The sequence below is a fragment of the Vibrio alfacsensis genome, from assembly GCF_019670485.1.
GTDB classification, from domain to species: Bacteria; Pseudomonadota; Gammaproteobacteria; order Enterobacterales; family Vibrionaceae; genus Vibrio; species Vibrio alfacsensis.
This window is the reverse complement of the sequence record NZ_AP024165.1, coordinates 1,726,829-1,742,832: the sequence shown is the minus strand read 5'-3', so window position 1 is coordinate 1,742,832 and position 16,004 is coordinate 1,726,829. Positions and strand designations below refer to the sequence as shown.

At 41.2% G+C, this 16,004-nt stretch carries 13 protein-coding genes; 10 read left to right on the top strand and 3 right to left on the bottom strand.

Features of this window, described 5'->3' with window-relative positions:
* Positions 1–51: 51 nt before the first annotated feature.
* From hutG to hutC, 3 genes are all read right to left on the bottom strand, one after another.
* On the bottom strand, positions 52–1,062 hold the full coding sequence (gene hutG, locus VA249_RS08155; RefSeq protein WP_221067635.1) for a formimidoylglutamase: 1,011 nt from the start codon (positions 1,060–1,062) through the stop codon (positions 52–54).
* Position 1,063: 1 nt separating this feature from the next.
* Positions 1,064–2,314, bottom strand: a complete 1,251-nt coding sequence (gene hutI / locus VA249_RS08150; RefSeq protein ID WP_221067634.1) for an imidazolonepropionase — start codon at positions 2,312–2,314, stop codon at positions 1,064–1,066.
* 119 nt (positions 2,315–2,433) lie between these two features.
* Entirely contained in the window at positions 2,434–3,141 is a 708-nt protein-coding gene (gene hutC / locus VA249_RS08145; RefSeq protein WP_221067633.1) for a histidine utilization repressor, read from the bottom strand.
* A 195-nt stretch (positions 3,142–3,336) separates the two neighbouring features.
* Here hutC and VA249_RS08140 point away from each other — a divergent pair, with 195 nt between their 5' ends.
* From VA249_RS08140 to VA249_RS08095, 10 genes are all read left to right on the top strand, one after another.
* Positions 3,337–4,077 carry a sporulation protein gene (locus VA249_RS08140; protein ID WP_221067632.1) on the top strand — a complete coding sequence of 247 codons (741 nt, stop codon included), beginning with the start codon at positions 3,337–3,339 and terminating at the stop codon, positions 4,075–4,077.
* A 360-nt stretch (positions 4,078–4,437) separates the two neighbouring features.
* The gene (locus VA249_RS08135; protein ID WP_221067631.1) at positions 4,438–5,670 is read left to right on the top strand and encodes an acyl-CoA dehydrogenase family protein; all 1,233 of its coding nucleotides are present in this window, start codon (positions 4,438–4,440) and stop codon (positions 5,668–5,670) included.
* Positions 5,671–5,686: 16 nt separating this feature from the next.
* Positions 5,687–6,868, top strand: a complete 1,182-nt coding sequence (locus VA249_RS08130; protein WP_221067630.1) for an acyl-CoA dehydrogenase family protein — start codon at positions 5,687–5,689, stop codon at positions 6,866–6,868.
* A 139-nt stretch (positions 6,869–7,007) separates the two neighbouring features.
* A complete protein-coding gene (locus VA249_RS08125) occupies positions 7,008–8,423 on the top strand; it encodes a GGDEF domain-containing protein (RefSeq protein WP_221067629.1) in 1,416 nt (471 codons plus the stop codon).
* Positions 8,424–8,808: 385 nt separating this feature from the next.
* Positions 8,809–9,354 (top strand): hypothetical protein, encoded by a 546-nt coding sequence (locus tag VA249_RS08120; protein WP_221067628.1) that lies wholly within the window; start codon positions 8,809–8,811, stop codon positions 9,352–9,354.
* A gap of 83 nt (positions 9,355–9,437) precedes the next feature.
* Entirely contained in the window at positions 9,438–9,944 is a 507-nt protein-coding gene (locus tag VA249_RS08115) for a hypothetical protein (RefSeq protein WP_221067627.1), read from the top strand.
* Complete coding sequence (locus VA249_RS08110; RefSeq protein ID WP_221067626.1) at positions 9,941–12,643, top strand: TcfC E-set like domain-containing protein; 2,703 nt, start codon at positions 9,941–9,943, stop codon at positions 12,641–12,643. Before VA249_RS08115 ends, VA249_RS08110 begins: the two co-directional genes overlap by 4 nt.
* Positions 12,644–13,369 carry a hypothetical protein gene (locus VA249_RS08105; RefSeq protein ID WP_221067625.1) on the top strand — a complete coding sequence of 242 codons (726 nt, stop codon included), beginning with the start codon at positions 12,644–12,646 and terminating at the stop codon, positions 13,367–13,369. It abuts the gene before it with no gap.
* Positions 13,370–13,378: 9 nt separating this feature from the next.
* Positions 13,379–14,446 carry a hypothetical protein gene (locus VA249_RS08100; protein WP_221067624.1) on the top strand — a complete coding sequence of 356 codons (1,068 nt, stop codon included), beginning with the start codon at positions 13,379–13,381 and terminating at the stop codon, positions 14,444–14,446.
* A gap of 18 nt (positions 14,447–14,464) precedes the next feature.
* A complete protein-coding gene (locus VA249_RS08095; RefSeq protein ID WP_221067623.1) occupies positions 14,465–15,391 on the top strand; it encodes an OmpA family protein in 927 nt (308 codons plus the stop codon).
* The last annotated feature ends 613 nt before the right edge of the window (positions 15,392–16,004 follow it).

Here is a 16,004-nt window from a genome sequence, read left to right as displayed (position 1 = left end):
ACTCCTTTAGTTTCACGTGTAAACCAAGTTCATGCTTGGTCTTTGTTGTTTTTAGGACTTATGCTCTTTTTCAGCCATCGCATTGGCAATATCCCAGCATAAGCGGGCGGCCAATCGAGCCGTCTGGCTGTCGACGTCGTAAGTCGGGTTGTACTCGGCAATGTCTGCCAGCATTAGCTTGTTTTTGTAATGTAGGATTCGGTCGAGGAACGGTGAAATGATGTCGTAGCTGACACCTCGTGCCGCAGGCGCACTGACTCCCGGAGCGGTAGCTGCAGGAAAGACATCCAAATCGATCGTCAAATAGAGGTAATCGCAGTCATCAATAAAATGCTGTAATTGGGTTAAGTGGTAGCTGTGGTTCATGTAGCACAGTTGCTTGTCTTCTACATACCAAACATTCAGTTCATCCGCTTTTTGAAAAAGTGCCTTGGTATTGCTGCTGCGACTCACACCAATACAGGCATAATGGAATTTCCAATCATTGCGTTGGCAAAAATGATGGATCTGATTAAACGGGGTGCCTGAACTTGGCTTAACATCAGCAAGCGAGCTTTCAAAAGCGCGTAAGTCAAAGTGAGCATCAAAATTAATAATGCCAATCTTTGGTTGTTTTTCTGGGTGATGGGTTTTGAAAAATTCAGCTAATCCAGAAAAGGAGGCCCAAGCGATTTCGTGCCCGCCACCAAGCACAACGACAGGGCTATGTGGGAGAGCTTGGGCGATAGTTTGCGCGCATTGGGCCTGACTGCTTTCTAGCAAGTCATCTTCACAAATGACGGTGCCAAGATCATAGAGTGGCGTCTTTTGGTGCCATGCTAAATTTGCTAACGCTCGACGGAGTAGATCTGGGGACTTCTTCGAGCCGATACGGCCTTTGTTTCTTGCTACTCCTGCATCGGTGGCAAAGCCAAGAATCGAAACGCCCTTATTAAGTTTTTCTAACTCTTCAACCGAGGTGTTTTTTATAACGTGATGGACACGCTTTCCTAGTTCGCCATCTTCGGCATCGTGGCGGCCTTGCCAATGAAAAGGCGCATTATTTAGGTCGGATTGGGCCATCTTATCGTCCTCCGTGAGAAACATACTCACCATTTACTATACGACCTACCAACCGTTTTGCCCCGACTTGGTAGCTAAGATCCGCAGGGTGTTCGATATCCCAGATAGAAAAGTCCGCATCAAAGCCAACCTCAATAACACCGCGTGACGTACCATAACCTAATGCTTTCGCCGCATTTTCAGTGACGCCGCGCAACGCTTCTTGTGGGGTTAAACGGAAAAGCGTACATGCCATATTCATCATTAGCGTTAAATCGGCAAACGGTGAGGTTCCTGGATTGATGTCAGTGGCAATCGCCATTGGAATGTTGTGTTTTCTTAGCGATTCTATCGGTGGTAATTGGGTTTCTCGGAGGTAGTAAAATGCGCCTGGAAGCAGTGTGGCAACCGTTGATGAGTTCTTTAGTGCAAGCACGCCTGTTTCATCAAGGTATTCAATATGATCGGCAGATAAGCCTTGATACTGCGCGGTTAATGCTGTTCCGCCTAAATTAGAGAGTTGTTCAGTATGTCCTTTTATACTCAAACCATGCTGTTTAGCGGACTGAAATACCCGCTCAGTTTGCACGAGGTTGAATCCGATGGATTCGCAAAATACGTCAACGCTGGTGGCCAAATTTTCTTGTGCCACGAGAGGGATGATATCGTCACAAATGTGTGTGATGTAATCATCCGCCCGACCTTTGTACTCTGGTGGAATTGCGTGAGCGGCAAGTAGCGTTGTGGTGATTTTTACTTTGCGTTCTTTTTCTAGCGCTTTAGCGGCACGCAGCATTTTGAGTTCATCATGAAGTGTCAGTCCGTAGCCTGATTTCACTTCAACTGACGTTACTCCGCTGGCGAGTAGGCCATCAAGACGAGGGAGAGCGAGTTCAATAAGTTCCTCTTGCGGCGCTTTACGGGTGGCATGAACGGTAGAGAGAATCCCACCGCCTTGCTGAGCAATCTCTTCGTATGGCACCCCATTGAGTCGCATTTCGAATTCGTTTGAACGGTTTCCGGCATAAACAAGATGCGTGTGACTATCAATGAGACCCGGCATCAATAGCTTGCCGTTGAGGTCTATCGTTTGGTCGTATTGGTTTGGGCTGAGAACAGATTCGCTTTGCACAGCATCTTTACCTCTTTCAGTCGTGCTAACGGCGATGATTTTGCCCGATTGAATGCCAACGCGAGCAGGCGGAGAGGGTAAGTAACCCATTTCTCCCTCTTGCATCGTGACCAGTCGAGCATTTTCTATCAGCAAATTCATTTCTGTTCATCCTAAAACGTAATTGATTAAATGTATATACAAATAAATAGGAGAAAAAAGCGTCACTGACAAGAGTTATGTTGCTGAAATGTGATCAAAGTGAAGAAGTTACACCTAGTTTACAATAGAATCTTAGAGCTTAATTTGTATTTGTTGCCAGGATGGTAAAGTAACGCCGTACTCACCAGTTTATCTTGGCTCCAAGTACGGCGATTGAGCAGCAAACATGGTTCGTTTGCCTGCATTTTTAGATCTTGTTTAACACGTCCATCAGGAATGATGGCCTCTACCGTATGTTCAATGGCACTGAGTGGGCAATTGTTAGAAAGGTATTGATTGGGTGTCATACAGGTAAAGTCTTGAGTCAAATAACTCGGAGCATATTGACTGTTTACCCAACGCAGCTCCAATTGGATTGGAACATTATCTTCGTAATGGATGATTTCACTGTAAAAGATTGTTTTTCCTAGCATGACGCCAAGTTTGATCGCAATGCTATCATCCGCTTTAAGTGCAATTTGTTTAAGTACTTCACTGTGATGTGTATGGCCACGATTGCTAATTTCATCCGCAATATTACGAATATCGAGCAGAGGAGATTCTGATTTTTCTGCGGGATCGCAAACAAACGTGCCAAGGCGAGGACGGCGTTGAAGTTTCCCCTCATTTACCAAATCTCGGATCGCCTTATTGACGGTCATTCGACTGACACCAAACTGCTCAGTTAACTCAAATTCCGTTGCGATGCGGTGTCCAACCATCCACTCACCAGAATTCATCTTATCTAGGATAAATTGCTTAATTTGTATGTAGAGTGGTGCAGACATAATGATTTCCTTTTAATTGACTATACAAATAGTGCGTAATCTATGTACAAATTGCAAATGACACGTACTATTTTGTGAGTTGTTAAAAGGAATTAGTCCGCATTCTTATCGTCTATTACTTGCAGGAGTGGCGTCTGTTGTGTAAACAGGTATCCATCTAATTAAAATAAAGAAGACAGTCACAAAAGGAATAACATGTTTAAAAAACTTAAAGCATCGCTTGGCATTGGCTCAGCAAAAGTCGATACAATTTTAGATGAAATGAGCATTTTCCAAGGTTCGACCTTGCGAGGGCACGTTCAAATTAAAGGTGGCGATGTCGAGCAGCAGATCGATGCTATTACACTTAAGCTGAATACAGAAATGAAAGTAGAAGCGGATGACAGTGTGAGCTATCAAACATTCACCATTGATCAGTTGAAAGCGGTCGAGCCGTTTGTTATCCAGCCAAACGAAGAAAAGCAGGTTCCATTTGAATTAAAACTGCATGATGAAACGCCAATCACTGCCGTTAGTGCATTAAAGAATCAATGTCATGTATGGGTTGAAACAACGCTAGACATCGGCTTTGCGATTGATCCTCGTGACCGTGATTATGTCGAAGTAAAACCGTTGTCAGTTGTTTCTCGGGTCATAAGATCGATTGAGCAAGCGGGTTTTACGATGGTCAAAGCAGATGTGGAGAAAGGCTTCTTGCGTGGCAATGGCTTTTCCTCTCGTTCTGGCATTTATCAAGAGCTAGAATTCCGTAACAATGGCTTTATCTCGACAAAAGAGATCGAATTGTCATTTATCCTTGATGGCGCTGTTGTGCATTGTTTGGTGGAAATTGATCGTTCGTTCAGTATGTCTGGTGACCAATATCGTTCATTTACATTACCGTTGGATGCGTCTGACAGCCAAGTCGCTTCTGCTCTAGCACCTGTTATTGGTTAAAACGATTTTTGTTTCTCGTTCGTTCGACAGCTCAGTACGAAGATTAATACGATGAATAGACGAGATTGATAAGTGAGTGCCAACGTTCAAATAAGCTGAAATTCATGGCTTAATCGTGCTTTGGTACTTTTTCTTCTGCGTTATTTTTCCTTAGTTCCTTAGTTCCTTAGTTCCTTAGTTCCTTAGTTCCTTAGTTCCTTAGTTTTCCAGTGCCCCAGTCCGTTTTCCATCTATCAATCTTCTTCGGTTACGCAAAGCGATAGCTAAGTTCCTACAATAAAGCTCTAGTCCATTTGCGGGTTGTTGGCCTGTTTAACTTCTCTTCAATATATAGGCTGAGAGACAGGATCAAGAGGCCCCATGAACTTTAGTTATACAGATGAACAAATCATGATTGAACAAAGTGCATCCAACTTCTTCAGTGAAGTATCTCCGATAGAATCTGCGCGTGAGATCATGGTGACAGAGCAAGGTTATGACGTAAAAGTATGGCAGAAAATCTGTGATGAGATGTTTTTCCACGGCATTCTCATTCCGGAGGAAAATGGTGGGTTGGGGCTTGGTTACGTCGAGTTGTGCATCGTGCTTGAACAAATAGGTGCGAAACTCGCTTGTTTACCATTTCATGCCAGTGCGTGTATGGCAACCAGTGCCTTATTGGTTGCGGGAAGTGACTATCAGAAACAGTACTATTTTGAGCATTTACTTCGAGGGGAGGTAGCGACTCTCGCCTATACCGGTATCCATGCAGGAACTAAGACCGGTTGGGGTTGTGATGCTGTAGATGTGACCTATCAAAAGCAAGGGCAGCAATATCGGCTTAATGGGACTTACCGTTATGTTTCTTTTGGCCATAACGCTCAATGGCTCATTTTGGCTGCAAGGAAAAAGGGTACGCGAGGCAAAGAGGGGATCAGTTTATTTGTTACAAAAGCCGACACTCCCGGGATATCCCGCCATTTACTGCCGACAATGGATCAAACACAAAAGCAAGCTCAAATAGAATTAGATAATGTCTTTCTCGATGCATCATGTGTGATGCCAAATGAGGGGCATTGTGGTGAAGCGTTACATACAGTCATTGCCGTTGGGCAGATTGGATTAGCAGCGGAACAATTGGGCGGAGCTCAAGCCGTATTAGAACAGACAGTTCAATATACCCAGCAACGAACTCAATTTAACCGTCCGATTGCAAGCTTTCAGGCCGTGAAGCATCAAGCGGCAGATATGATGTTAAAAGCAGAGGCCGGCTGTTCTTCCGTCTATTACGCGGCCTGCACGGCGGATGCAACACCCTTGGCTCGGCCAACGAGCACTGAGATCACCTTGAATGGCCGTCAACCGCTTTCAGAACGACTCTATGAGTTATACCAAGCGGCCAGTATCGCTAAGAGCTATTGTTCAGACGCTTATTTTTTTAATGCTGCAACGGCGATTCAGCTACATGGCGGGGTCGGATTTACATGGGAATTTGATGTTCATTTGTATTTTAAACGCGCTCAGGCCAGTGGCGTTATGTTAGGAAATTCTGCTTACCATCATGAGTTGATTGCGGAGCACTTATTGCCGCTTGCAACAAAGTCAAAAAAATAATCATCAGGAGCTTAATATGAAACTGACATTTAGTACTGAAGATGAGCTGTTTCGCCATGAAGTTGCTAATTGGTTAACTAACCATCTTGTCGGTGAGTTTGAGCCGTTACGCTTTCGAGGAGGTCCTGGTGATGAACACATGTTTACTGAAGAGCGTAAAGTGTGGGAGCAGCAATTAGCAAAAGGTGGCTGGACCTGCATCGGTTGGCCATTAGAAGATGGTGGTCGTGGTGCAACGATAGAACAGCAGGTCATCTTCCATGAAGAATACGCACGCGCTGGTGGGCCTGGTCGAGTCGGGCATATCGGTGAGGGTCTTGCCGGGCCAACTATCTCGATGTTTGGCACAAAGGAGCAAAAAGAACGCTACCTACCGGGTATTGTCTCGGGTAAAGAACTGTGGTGCCAAGGGTATTCGGAGCCTGATGCGGGGTCCGATTTAGCCGGGGTGAAAACAAAAGCCCGTTATGACGAGGCGATCAATCAGTGGGTGATCAGTGGCCAAAAAGTGTGGACATCATTGGCGATGGATGCTGATTGGTGTTTTGTTATTGCGCGCTGTGAGCCTGGTTCGAGCGGCCACAAAGGATTAGGTTTTTTTCTCGTTGATATGGTACAAGCGAACGTTCAAGTTCGTCCGATTAAACAATTGACAGGAACTTGCGAATTCAATGAAGTGTTTTTTGATGACGCAGTGGCCGCCGATATTATAGGTGAGCCAGGTGATGGTTGGCGCATTGCCATGGCACTGCTGGGGCTTGAGCGTGGAGTGTCAACCCTTGGTCAGCAAATGTTGTTTCAAAACGAACTCAACGAAGTGATTGAATTAGCCAAAAAGAATGGGATGGCCGATAGCTGTGATATTCGTCAGCGAATAGCGAAAGCACACAGTGAACTTACCATCATGCGTTATAACTCATTACGAATGTTGTCGTCTAAACAGTCTGGTCAGTTACAAAAAGAGGCATTAGTTTATAAGCTCTTCTGGGCGAGCTGGCATCGTGATTTAGGCAAACTTGCCATGGATGTGATGGGCCCAGAATCGGAAATATTGGCTGGCGAGTCGTATGACTTAACGCGTTTGCAATCATTATTTCTATTTACTCGCTCTGACACCATATATGGTGGAACAAATGAGATACAACGAAATATTATTGCTGAGCGTGGGCTGGGAATGCCAAAAGAGCCGAAATTATAGGAGTATGTGACAATTAAACACGACTATCAGAATGAGATTGACTTGGCATTTTCAAGTGTGCATTTATTCTATGATTAAAACGAAGTGTGATAAAAGTTTTTTACCTTGAATCCTATCCAAGAGTCTTCGTGAGGCACGCATGAAAAGTAAGTGGCAAGGTCTTGATGGTCATATACTTGATACGGCTCGAATAGCGATAGTCGTTATCTTAGTATTTTCTATTCTTAATATTGCTCACTTTTACATGGCGCTCAAAATATTCCAGGAAAATATCGCAGATTCGGCACTTCAAAGGACGACTAACTACATTTCAAGAACACTAAAGGATGTCAATAATACGTATACATGCTTAAGTAAAACCTTGGCTGAAATATACGAGTATAAGCTACAGGGTCCCTATAATATTGATGCGATTTTACTAGACCTTAAGAACAAGAAAGAACAACTTTCTGTGCATACTATTGGTTTAGTAGACATTCGAGATAACCTCTATCTGGATAGTTTTGGTCGTGTACTTTCGATTGATACGACATCGGAAAGAGATCAATGGGTTCAAGAGTTTATAGACCAACCGGAAGATTCTCGCTATCACTTCTATGACCCCGATCAATCTGAATACGAAGCACTTTATTCCTTTTATTATGATCACAAACTTAAAAATCATCTTGGTCAAGTCATCGGTATTTTTGGCGTAGGGATAAACTATGAAGCGTTCTACAGCAAGGTTCAAGGGTTGGATGAACAAGTTAGTGTTTTATTCTTAACTAAAGATGGAGAGGTGCGACTTCCAAAGAAGAATAAAGGGGAGTCAATATTTACTCTTTTCAAGAGCATATCATCAGAACAATTTGAAGCGGCTAAAATGCAGGACCGTATTGTTTATACATACAGCTTAAATAAGAGTGAGCTGTTATATATACACTACTTTAAAGACATTAACAGAATGCTTCTTATTAAAATGAATATTACAGATTACTATGTTCAATCTATTAAGCAGCATATATATTCATTTTTAATTGGATTAGGCTTAACGATAGCTATTGTAGTCCTAAATTTATTTAATAATTTATACCAGAATAAAAAATTATCGCGTACTGCTTATTATGACTCACTGACTCTTTGCCGAAATCGGCAATACCTTGAAAGTAGAATGCAAAAACGTGGTTATTGGCAACATGTTCAGCAATCAGGTCATTCGTTGATTGTTTTTGATATTGACCATTTTAAACATGTTAATGACACGTATGGACATCTAGAGGGTGATCGCACATTAACACAAGTTGCATCAATCGTTAGACGCTGCTTAAGAGAAAGTGATGAGTTCATTCGATGGGGCGGGGATGAATTCATTGTTCTTTTTGACATTAAAGCTCATGAAGCTGTCCACATTGCTAACAGAATGCGGGAAAGCGTTAAACAAGAAACGATGGTTTCATTGTCTATAGGCGTTACGGATATCTTGATAGATGACAGTTATACATCTGCAATGGGTAGGGCCGACTGCGCGCTATATGAAGCAAAACAAAGTGGCAGAAATCAGGTAAAAGTGCGTTAGTAAATAGGCGGTTTTTTGGGGGCCGTTAGCTATAATTTCAGCTTTTTCATCAGTTTTTAATGTTGGATAGTCTGATAAAAATCAAATAGAGTCAGGACGCTACCAATTAATGATAAATATTATGATTGAAAAATGAATGTCTCTCTATGAATAAAAATTGTGATGTCATAAGTGATGCGAAAATATAAATAACGCTAAAGATCTGTGCTGTCCTTATTAATGCGCATTAGGCGCTTATGAATGCGCAACTTTTGAGGCTGGTTATTTTTAAAGATTTGAAATTAAATATACTGCTCACATCCAACGAGGTTTAGATTAACTGAGGTTGGGTTGGGGATTGAGCCCAAATAAATTGACATTTACTAATACATATTGAGATATAAGAATGAAAAACACTATCATTGCACTAGCACTTTCTGGCTTCGCAGCTTCTTCTTTCGCAGCTTACGATCCAGCTTCTCAAACAATGCAATGGACTGGTACTGTTCCTGCTGCAACTATCGCACCAGATGCAGGTTACGTGATTAAAACTACCAGTGCTCTAGGCCTGATGAACGGTACAGTAAACTTCCAAAACGTTGCTGGTAAAGTATCTGTAGAGTCTTCATCTGAGCTAGCGTTCGAAGTACTAAAAGACGTAGATGCTGATGGTACTGTATCAGAAGGTGATACTAAACTAGCTTACGGTCTAACATTGACTAACGTAAAAGTTGGTGTTGATGGTGCAGCACCAGCAGAACAAGCTGATGGCTTCTTCCAAGTTAACCTAAACGGTGTAGCTCTAGCTAAAGATGCAGCTCAAGCTATCGCTGTAGACGCGGCTCCATCTGCATTCAAAATTACTCACAATGAAGCAGTAACTTCTACTCTTGAAGCTAACCAAGATGTAGTACTACAAGCTGTAGTAGCAATTGCACCTACTGAAGCTTAATTTTTATCTGACTAAAAATTAATTAATCAAATAAGTCTAGGCCCGTTATTATTATTAATTTCGGGCTTTTTGGGTTTGCAAAAGTGTTTATCAAAAAAGTATTTACAGTAGTGCTGTTGAGCTCAATTGCTTTCACCTCTATTGCGGCAGGTCGATTAGCACAACAAGAATTACATACCAGTGTTGTTATTCATAATGATAACAAAGGGGGCGCGATAAATATTGTTTTGAAAGAAAATAACTTCGAAGCAATTTATGATGTTGACCGAAACCACTTCTTAGATCATCGAACAGGTTTTAACGTAATACCAGTAGATGGTGCTGTAGATTACCAACTGAAATTGAATGTATCTGATCACTTTTGCAAAGTATCAAATAAAGACGAACTGACAGAATATATAGGCGTATCTTTACAGATTGATAACACACCTTTTTTATTAGGTGAACCAACGGAAAGAATATATCACGCGTCGTCTACCAATTGGCACGAATTGATTTTTAAATATCCGAAGGTCGAGCGGCAGTTAAGACCGATTGACTGTTATGGCATGCTGGCAATAACGGCTGAACTGAGTGAGGGAACAATATGAAATTAAACAAACTAACTATAGCAATTTTCATGTTCCCAAGCGTAGTGGCTAATGCGAGTGACTACCCACTAGAATTCGCGGATTTTTTTGAAGAACAGTTGCGTAATGTTGAAGTGGTTATTTCGGGTGAAACTCTTAGTGAGCGTATTTTTGGTTATGTAAACTTCGATTCTTTTCGATTAGATATAGATGAGAAAAACAGAAACACGCTCGTTAGTTATTTGACGGATCGCAAAGTTAATGCAAGCGCCATAGAAAAAATTGTGGCCTCATTGGTTGAAGGGGTTAATGCAAATCCCGGTTGCAAAGGTGAAATAAGTTATTGTATTCCTAAAATAGACAACCAAACGGCAGTGTTTACGTACGATTACGACAACAATGTCTTGCGTATTTTCCCAACATCGTCGTCGCTGATTTCCGGAAGTGACTCAATTCAATATTATGATGGTTTACGTCAAGATAATGCGCTGATAAACAACTCGAAATTATACGCATCATCCAGCAATGACCAAAACAATGTGTCTCTGAATAATAGTACTTTGCTCGGTGTGCCATACGGGTATGTTGAAACAACAAATCGTCTATCTAATGATAACGATTCGTTTGAACTCTATTCTGCCCGTTATATTGGCGAGGTTGGACGTACTCGAGTTGAAGTGGGTTATCAAAGTCAGCACACATCTGATAATTTTAATTCAACGGATAGCTTACGATATGGTGCTAATTTTTCAGGTACCCAAATAAGCATTGGAAGTAGTCGTAACTTGTTGATAGGAAAAGATAAGTCAACACAGAGAATTTATTTTTTTGCCCCACAATCAGGCACGCTAGAAGTGTATCGCGGTACACGGTTACTGCTGACCAGAACGGTGTATCAAGGTGAGAACTCAATAGGTTACGATGAATTGCCCGGTGGTGTTTATGATCTAAATATTGTCGTGAAGCGCGGTGATGAACGCTTGCTAGATGAACAGCGAACGGTAGTGAATAACAATCGATATCAGTTGGATGTTGGTGGTATTGATTATCGCCTGGCTTTTGGTGAGCTTGAAAAAGCCGATATAACGCATACCTATGTTTACAGTGCTGCGAGTTATCGCAATAGCGAAAAGATCATTTTTGCTGGTGGTCTGGGTAGTGATGGTGATGACAACCTTATTCAACTTGGTGCGACTTACACCCTCGACGGTGATTCAAACGTGCAGTTTTCTGGTGGTTATTTTGATGATCAAAGCCACTATTTACAGGCACAAATGCAAGTTGGCCCTTTCCTAGCGTATGGCAAGGAATTCAAGCCTGCTGATGGATCATTTGACGAGAAGAAAGACTTCGCTTCAGTTCTTTATGGAGAAGGTGGATTTGACGAAATCGGACTGTCCTACTCAAGCAACATTCTCGGTGGTTCTGGATTTATTAATCTTTCTTCCGCGAATTATGAACTAGACAAAGAATATTGGCGAACCAATAGCTTGTCATTGACGTGGTCTAGAAAGTTGTTCGGAGGGGATTTCAGTGTTAATGCGACGTTGAGTGAGAGTGAGTATCAAGAGCAACTTATGACTATGGTGAACTGGAGTCACCATTTAGGTGAAAATTCACAAATAAGCACATCAGCCACCATGGATAAGAATGGCCTTAGTCAAACACAACTTGATGTTCAGCATTTATATGAAAGTGATAGTTGGAGCGCTAGATCATCAATTGGTACCCGCCGAGATCAAGAAAACTCAGATTTCCACGGAACTGCATCCATAAATGGTAAAAATGAATTCGTTCAATATGATGCCTACGGGTATGCAGCTTCAGATGGCGATTATTCCGTGTCGGGAAGCTTAGAGAGTAGTCAGATTCTGACGCAATCAAAGGCTTGGGTTACGTCTGAATCAAGCCAGTCGTACCTTTACATTGAACCCAAAACAGAGGGTAACGAGCCAATAGAGGCGGGACGTAATGTTTACTACAACTTGGTGAGAGATGATGACCTATGGTTGTCAAACAAGGTAGCTACAGGAACTCAACAAGTGCATAGCTTACCAAGCTATGTTCAGTTGGACGTAAAGTTAGATGCAGAGTTGGAAGGGATAGAGATTGCTGAAACAAGTAAACGCTTCTTCGTTCAACCCGGAACCGTTTTTGATGCGTCACCGGAAATAACTTCTGTCGAAAGCCAAATTATAGTTTTAAATAATATGTTTGGTGAACCAATACGCCAAGCGAGCTGTGTTGGTGACGGTTGTAAAGGTGTTGAACCAGTATCAGACGATGGTATTTTCCGCCTCAACTATATTGCGGAAAAACCGTTCAAATTGGTCTCAAGTCGAAAATTGTGCGTTTACGATGCAAAGGCTTTTGGCAATGCTTACGTGAACTCATATTGCTTAGAGGGACTAGACGATGCTGGTATCGATGATGCGATAGTCTTGAGTACCACTGCCGATGGTATAGAAGTTGGCAAAGTTTCAAAACAAGGGTTTATTTACTTAGGCCGTTATCGAACCAGTGAAGAAGCTGAATTGATACTTGAACGACTTCGCGAGGTGAACTTACTGACTCATCATGTCAGCGTCGGTGAAAACCTTTATGTATACGTTAAGCACCCACATGAATATACGGTGGCACAATCTTCGCTCTTAGAGTCGTTGGAAAAATACGCGATCTATGACGCCATCGATCAAGAACAACAATTTGGTATTCGATAAATGAAAAAACTAATCCTTAACTTAGCTATATTAACCAGTATTACAAATCCAGCGCATGCGATTGGTATCGATGCATTAATAAAAGTTGCGGAAGATGGTGAGGCGGTTTTCACTGTTAGCAATGGCGACGGTTACCGTCAATTCATCTCTGCCGTAATTTCTGATGTTGCGGTAGAAAATGGCCAGTTGAAGACAATCCCATACACTCGTGAAAATTTGGCAGATTGGAGTTTAGAGGTTAAACCATCGCGTACCGTACTCGATGATAACGCAACTAAAACATTTAAAGTGATCAGTAGTAAAGTCAATCAAGAGCATGACCACGTTTATCAAGTGACGTTTGTGCCAACGCCTTATTTTGAGAATGGTGAACGCCCGCAACATGCCGTGCAGATGGCCGTTGGTTTTGCTCCGATCATGATTGTCCCTGCGAAAGAAGACAAACCGATTCGCTACGATATCCGACACAACGGAGATAAAGTGAACATTACTAATCTTGGTCAAACATATCTCAATATTGTCTTGGATGGTTGCAGCGACAGCACACCGATGGCTGAGCGTTCTTCATGCAGCAAAGTAGTATACGCATTGCCAAATCGCGATCTCGTTGTCAACCTTGATGGCGAAATGTTGAAAAAACCATCCTTGGAAATGAGTTTGATGACTCATAACAATGATTTCAATACGAAATTTGAGTTAGAGAAAAATACTCACCATGCCAAATAGGGATTTGTGATGAGTCGTATATTCGTAACAATATTTGCGCTTTTATCTGTGTTTCAAAGCAACGCTTCTATTTTGGAGGCTCAGATTCGAACTGGAAGTCTGCAATGGCGTTCTGGCATCGAAAGTGGTGGGCATCTAATGTCAAGCCAATGGGATCTTCCGATAGCATTGCCTACGGCTTTGCGAATAGTACCAGCAGGTCCTGTGAATGTTGGGGCGGAAGAATTACTGGTTCTAACCGGTGAGGGGGGGGAGGTAAATATTCCGTATACAATACTTGGCATGGAGTATCGGTTGTCGGAGACTCCAGCCAGCGAAGTTGATGAACGTGGTACAGCAACGGCTACACGCAATGGCGATGTCGTTAAAGTGCTGGGGGCTGGAATTGCAGATAAGGGATATCTTTTTAATGCACAGAAAGCACCATTTAGCCACTTCAGGCCAATATTTAAGCGTATCGATCATGCAGAACTTGTTGAGGCATTTAAAACTGCCGATGTATCTAAAGGGGTATATCGAGGAAAGGTGACATCTTCAATAAGCTATGAATATTATGTAAATGGCATTAGAAATAAATTCGTACTCCCTTTTAGCTTTGAATTTGTAATTAACTATAATCCCGCGATCATTAATAGTGTTTCAATTATTAGCGGCAACGGTGTCATTAGTCCTCGTTATTATGGTTACCCTCAGCGTGTAGTTGGTGGGGAATCCCATTATGTATTACGTGCAGATGGCGATTTTAAGTCTGGACTAAAAATGGGTTTACGTTCATCAAGACAGCCTGATGGACATTTTTATATGAAACATCAAGGCACGACTGAATCCCAAAATCCGGACACTAAAATTTACTATAACGTTAGATGCTCTAGTGGTTGTATTGGATCGGGTGATATTATTAAAGATGGCATAGCGCAAATTAATGACACTAATGAAAGGGTCTCAATTAACATTACAGATAACGACAAAAATAGCGACATTGGAATAACAATTAGCTTCAAGGATAAGCCCTTATCTGAACTTAATCACGGCACTTATCAAGATTCATTTGTCTTGGTTTTTGAAGCTCTTCTTTAAATATCATTGGTTTGTATCATGTTTCATTTTTTATATAAAGTACGCGTTTTTCCATTGTTGTTAGTTTTTTTGTCATCAAATGCATTTTCAAACATGCATGAAAATAATAATCAGTATTTTACTTTATCTACTGAATATGGGTATAAAATTCATGACAATCAAAAAAACTCTCAAGGTGACAGCTCAATAGGAATAAGTGTTGGCTATCAATTAAATAGCGATACTGGCGTCTTTGGTCGATATGCTATTGGCTCTAAAGGGCAAGAAGTAACATCACTTGGAGTTAGTAAACATTTCAACATTAATGATAATTGGTTTTGGAGTGGTAGTGTTGGAACGGCAATGTTGGATGAACCATTGGATAGGTTAAAGCCAGAATTAGGGATTTTAATCAACCGAAAAATAGATGAAAGATTTTCTTTAAACTTTGGCGCAAATATTATTTTAGATCAAAAGTTCGATCATATTTCAAATGCGCAGTTCGTGGTCAGTACCAGTTTTAAATTTGGTGCGGGGTACGCTAAAAATATAGAAAAATATGGTCTTCATGATTCTGCTTCTAACTTAGCTAGTGATGATACTACAAGCGGTGAAAATCTGCATAGTTCCGACAATACAGTTAAAAAACGAAATGTATTGAATAAAACGAGCATTCATTTCGATTTTTCTTCATCGGAAGTGAACTCAGATCCAAATGTCGATTTAAATGGCAATATTATTTTAATTGAATTAGTAGGGCACACCGATAGTATTGGTAGAAAGGAATATAACCAGCGTTTAGGTTTAGAAAGAGCATCTAAAGTTAAAAAGTGGTTTGTTGATAAAGGTATAGATCCACAAAAAATAAAGATATCTTCTAAAGGTGAGAGCGAGCCAGTATCGAGTAATCAAAATTTACAAGGGCGAAAAGAGAATAGAAGAGTAGATATATACATTTGTAATTGATCTTGATAATTATCTAAATTCAGATGTTGCTTTTATTTTTAATGGTTATGTGTGTATGGAGTATACATATGCCTTAATTAAAAAGAGGAAATATGGGATAGCAACTTTAAATGTGGGTGAGATGGAAATTAAAAAATATTGGAGTAACGTAGAGCATTCGATAACTAATGCATCCAATTTAGAGGATGTAGTGGCTAAGCGTAAGCGTTCTTGTCCAGGCGGAGCTAAGCTATCCATGAAAGTCGTGAATGGCGTGCTTTTCGAGCGGAATTATTCTAATAAAAAACTTAAGTTATGATGTTGTCATATTATTCATGTGATTACTATAAATGCTTGTAAAGCAGGCTTTAATCAATCAGCAATGAGAACTTAAGTTTGCGCAAACAAAAGTTAAGCTTATGCAAGAGAGGGCGTTTGGATTGAATTTTGAACGAGTGCGCTTAATGTAGTGCTGTTTATTTTTCTTAACTTGTAATACAGCATATTTTAGTTAAGGGCTTAATAGTTAAGATAACCAAAATGAAGTGTTGAACGTGGAAAAAGCAAAATTTAGACATCGCATACTGGCGCTTTGTTGCTTAGCCAGTCTTTCGGGTTGTAATGATGATTCGGA

What these genes read in the sequence shown, in the direction of transcription:
- VA249_RS08130 (WP_221067630.1), top strand. Translation starts at nt 5,687, where the DNA reads ATGAAACTGACATTTAGTACTGAAGATGAGCTGTTTCGCCATGAAGTT.
- VA249_RS08110 (WP_221067626.1), top strand. Translation starts at nt 9,941, where the DNA reads ATGAAATTAAACAAACTAACTATAGCAATTTTCATGTTCCCAAGCGTA.
- VA249_RS08105 (WP_221067625.1), top strand. Translation starts at nt 12,644, where the DNA reads ATGAAAAAACTAATCCTTAACTTAGCTATATTAACCAGTATTACAAAT.
- VA249_RS08100 (WP_221067624.1), top strand. Translation starts at nt 13,379, where the DNA reads ATGAGTCGTATATTCGTAACAATATTTGCGCTTTTATCTGTGTTTCAA.
- VA249_RS08135 (WP_221067631.1), top strand. Translation starts at nt 4,438, where the DNA reads ATGAACTTTAGTTATACAGATGAACAAATCATGATTGAACAAAGTGCA.
- VA249_RS08120 (WP_221067628.1), top strand. Translation starts at nt 8,809, where the DNA reads ATGAAAAACACTATCATTGCACTAGCACTTTCTGGCTTCGCAGCTTCT.
- VA249_RS08140 (WP_221067632.1), top strand. Translation starts at nt 3,337, where the DNA reads ATGTTTAAAAAACTTAAAGCATCGCTTGGCATTGGCTCAGCAAAAGTC.
- hutI (WP_221067634.1), bottom strand. Translation starts at nt 2,314, where the DNA reads ATGAATTTGCTGATAGAAAATGCTCGACTGGTCACGATGCAAGAGGGA.
- VA249_RS08125 (WP_221067629.1), top strand. Translation starts at nt 7,008, where the DNA reads ATGAAAAGTAAGTGGCAAGGTCTTGATGGTCATATACTTGATACGGCT.
- hutC (WP_221067633.1), bottom strand. Translation starts at nt 3,141, where the DNA reads ATGTCTGCACCACTCTACATACAAATTAAGCAATTTATCCTAGATAAG.
- VA249_RS08095 (WP_221067623.1), top strand. Translation starts at nt 14,465, where the DNA reads ATGTTTCATTTTTTATATAAAGTACGCGTTTTTCCATTGTTGTTAGTT.
- hutG (WP_221067635.1), bottom strand. Translation starts at nt 1,062, where the DNA reads ATGGCCCAATCCGACCTAAATAATGCGCCTTTTCATTGGCAAGGCCGC.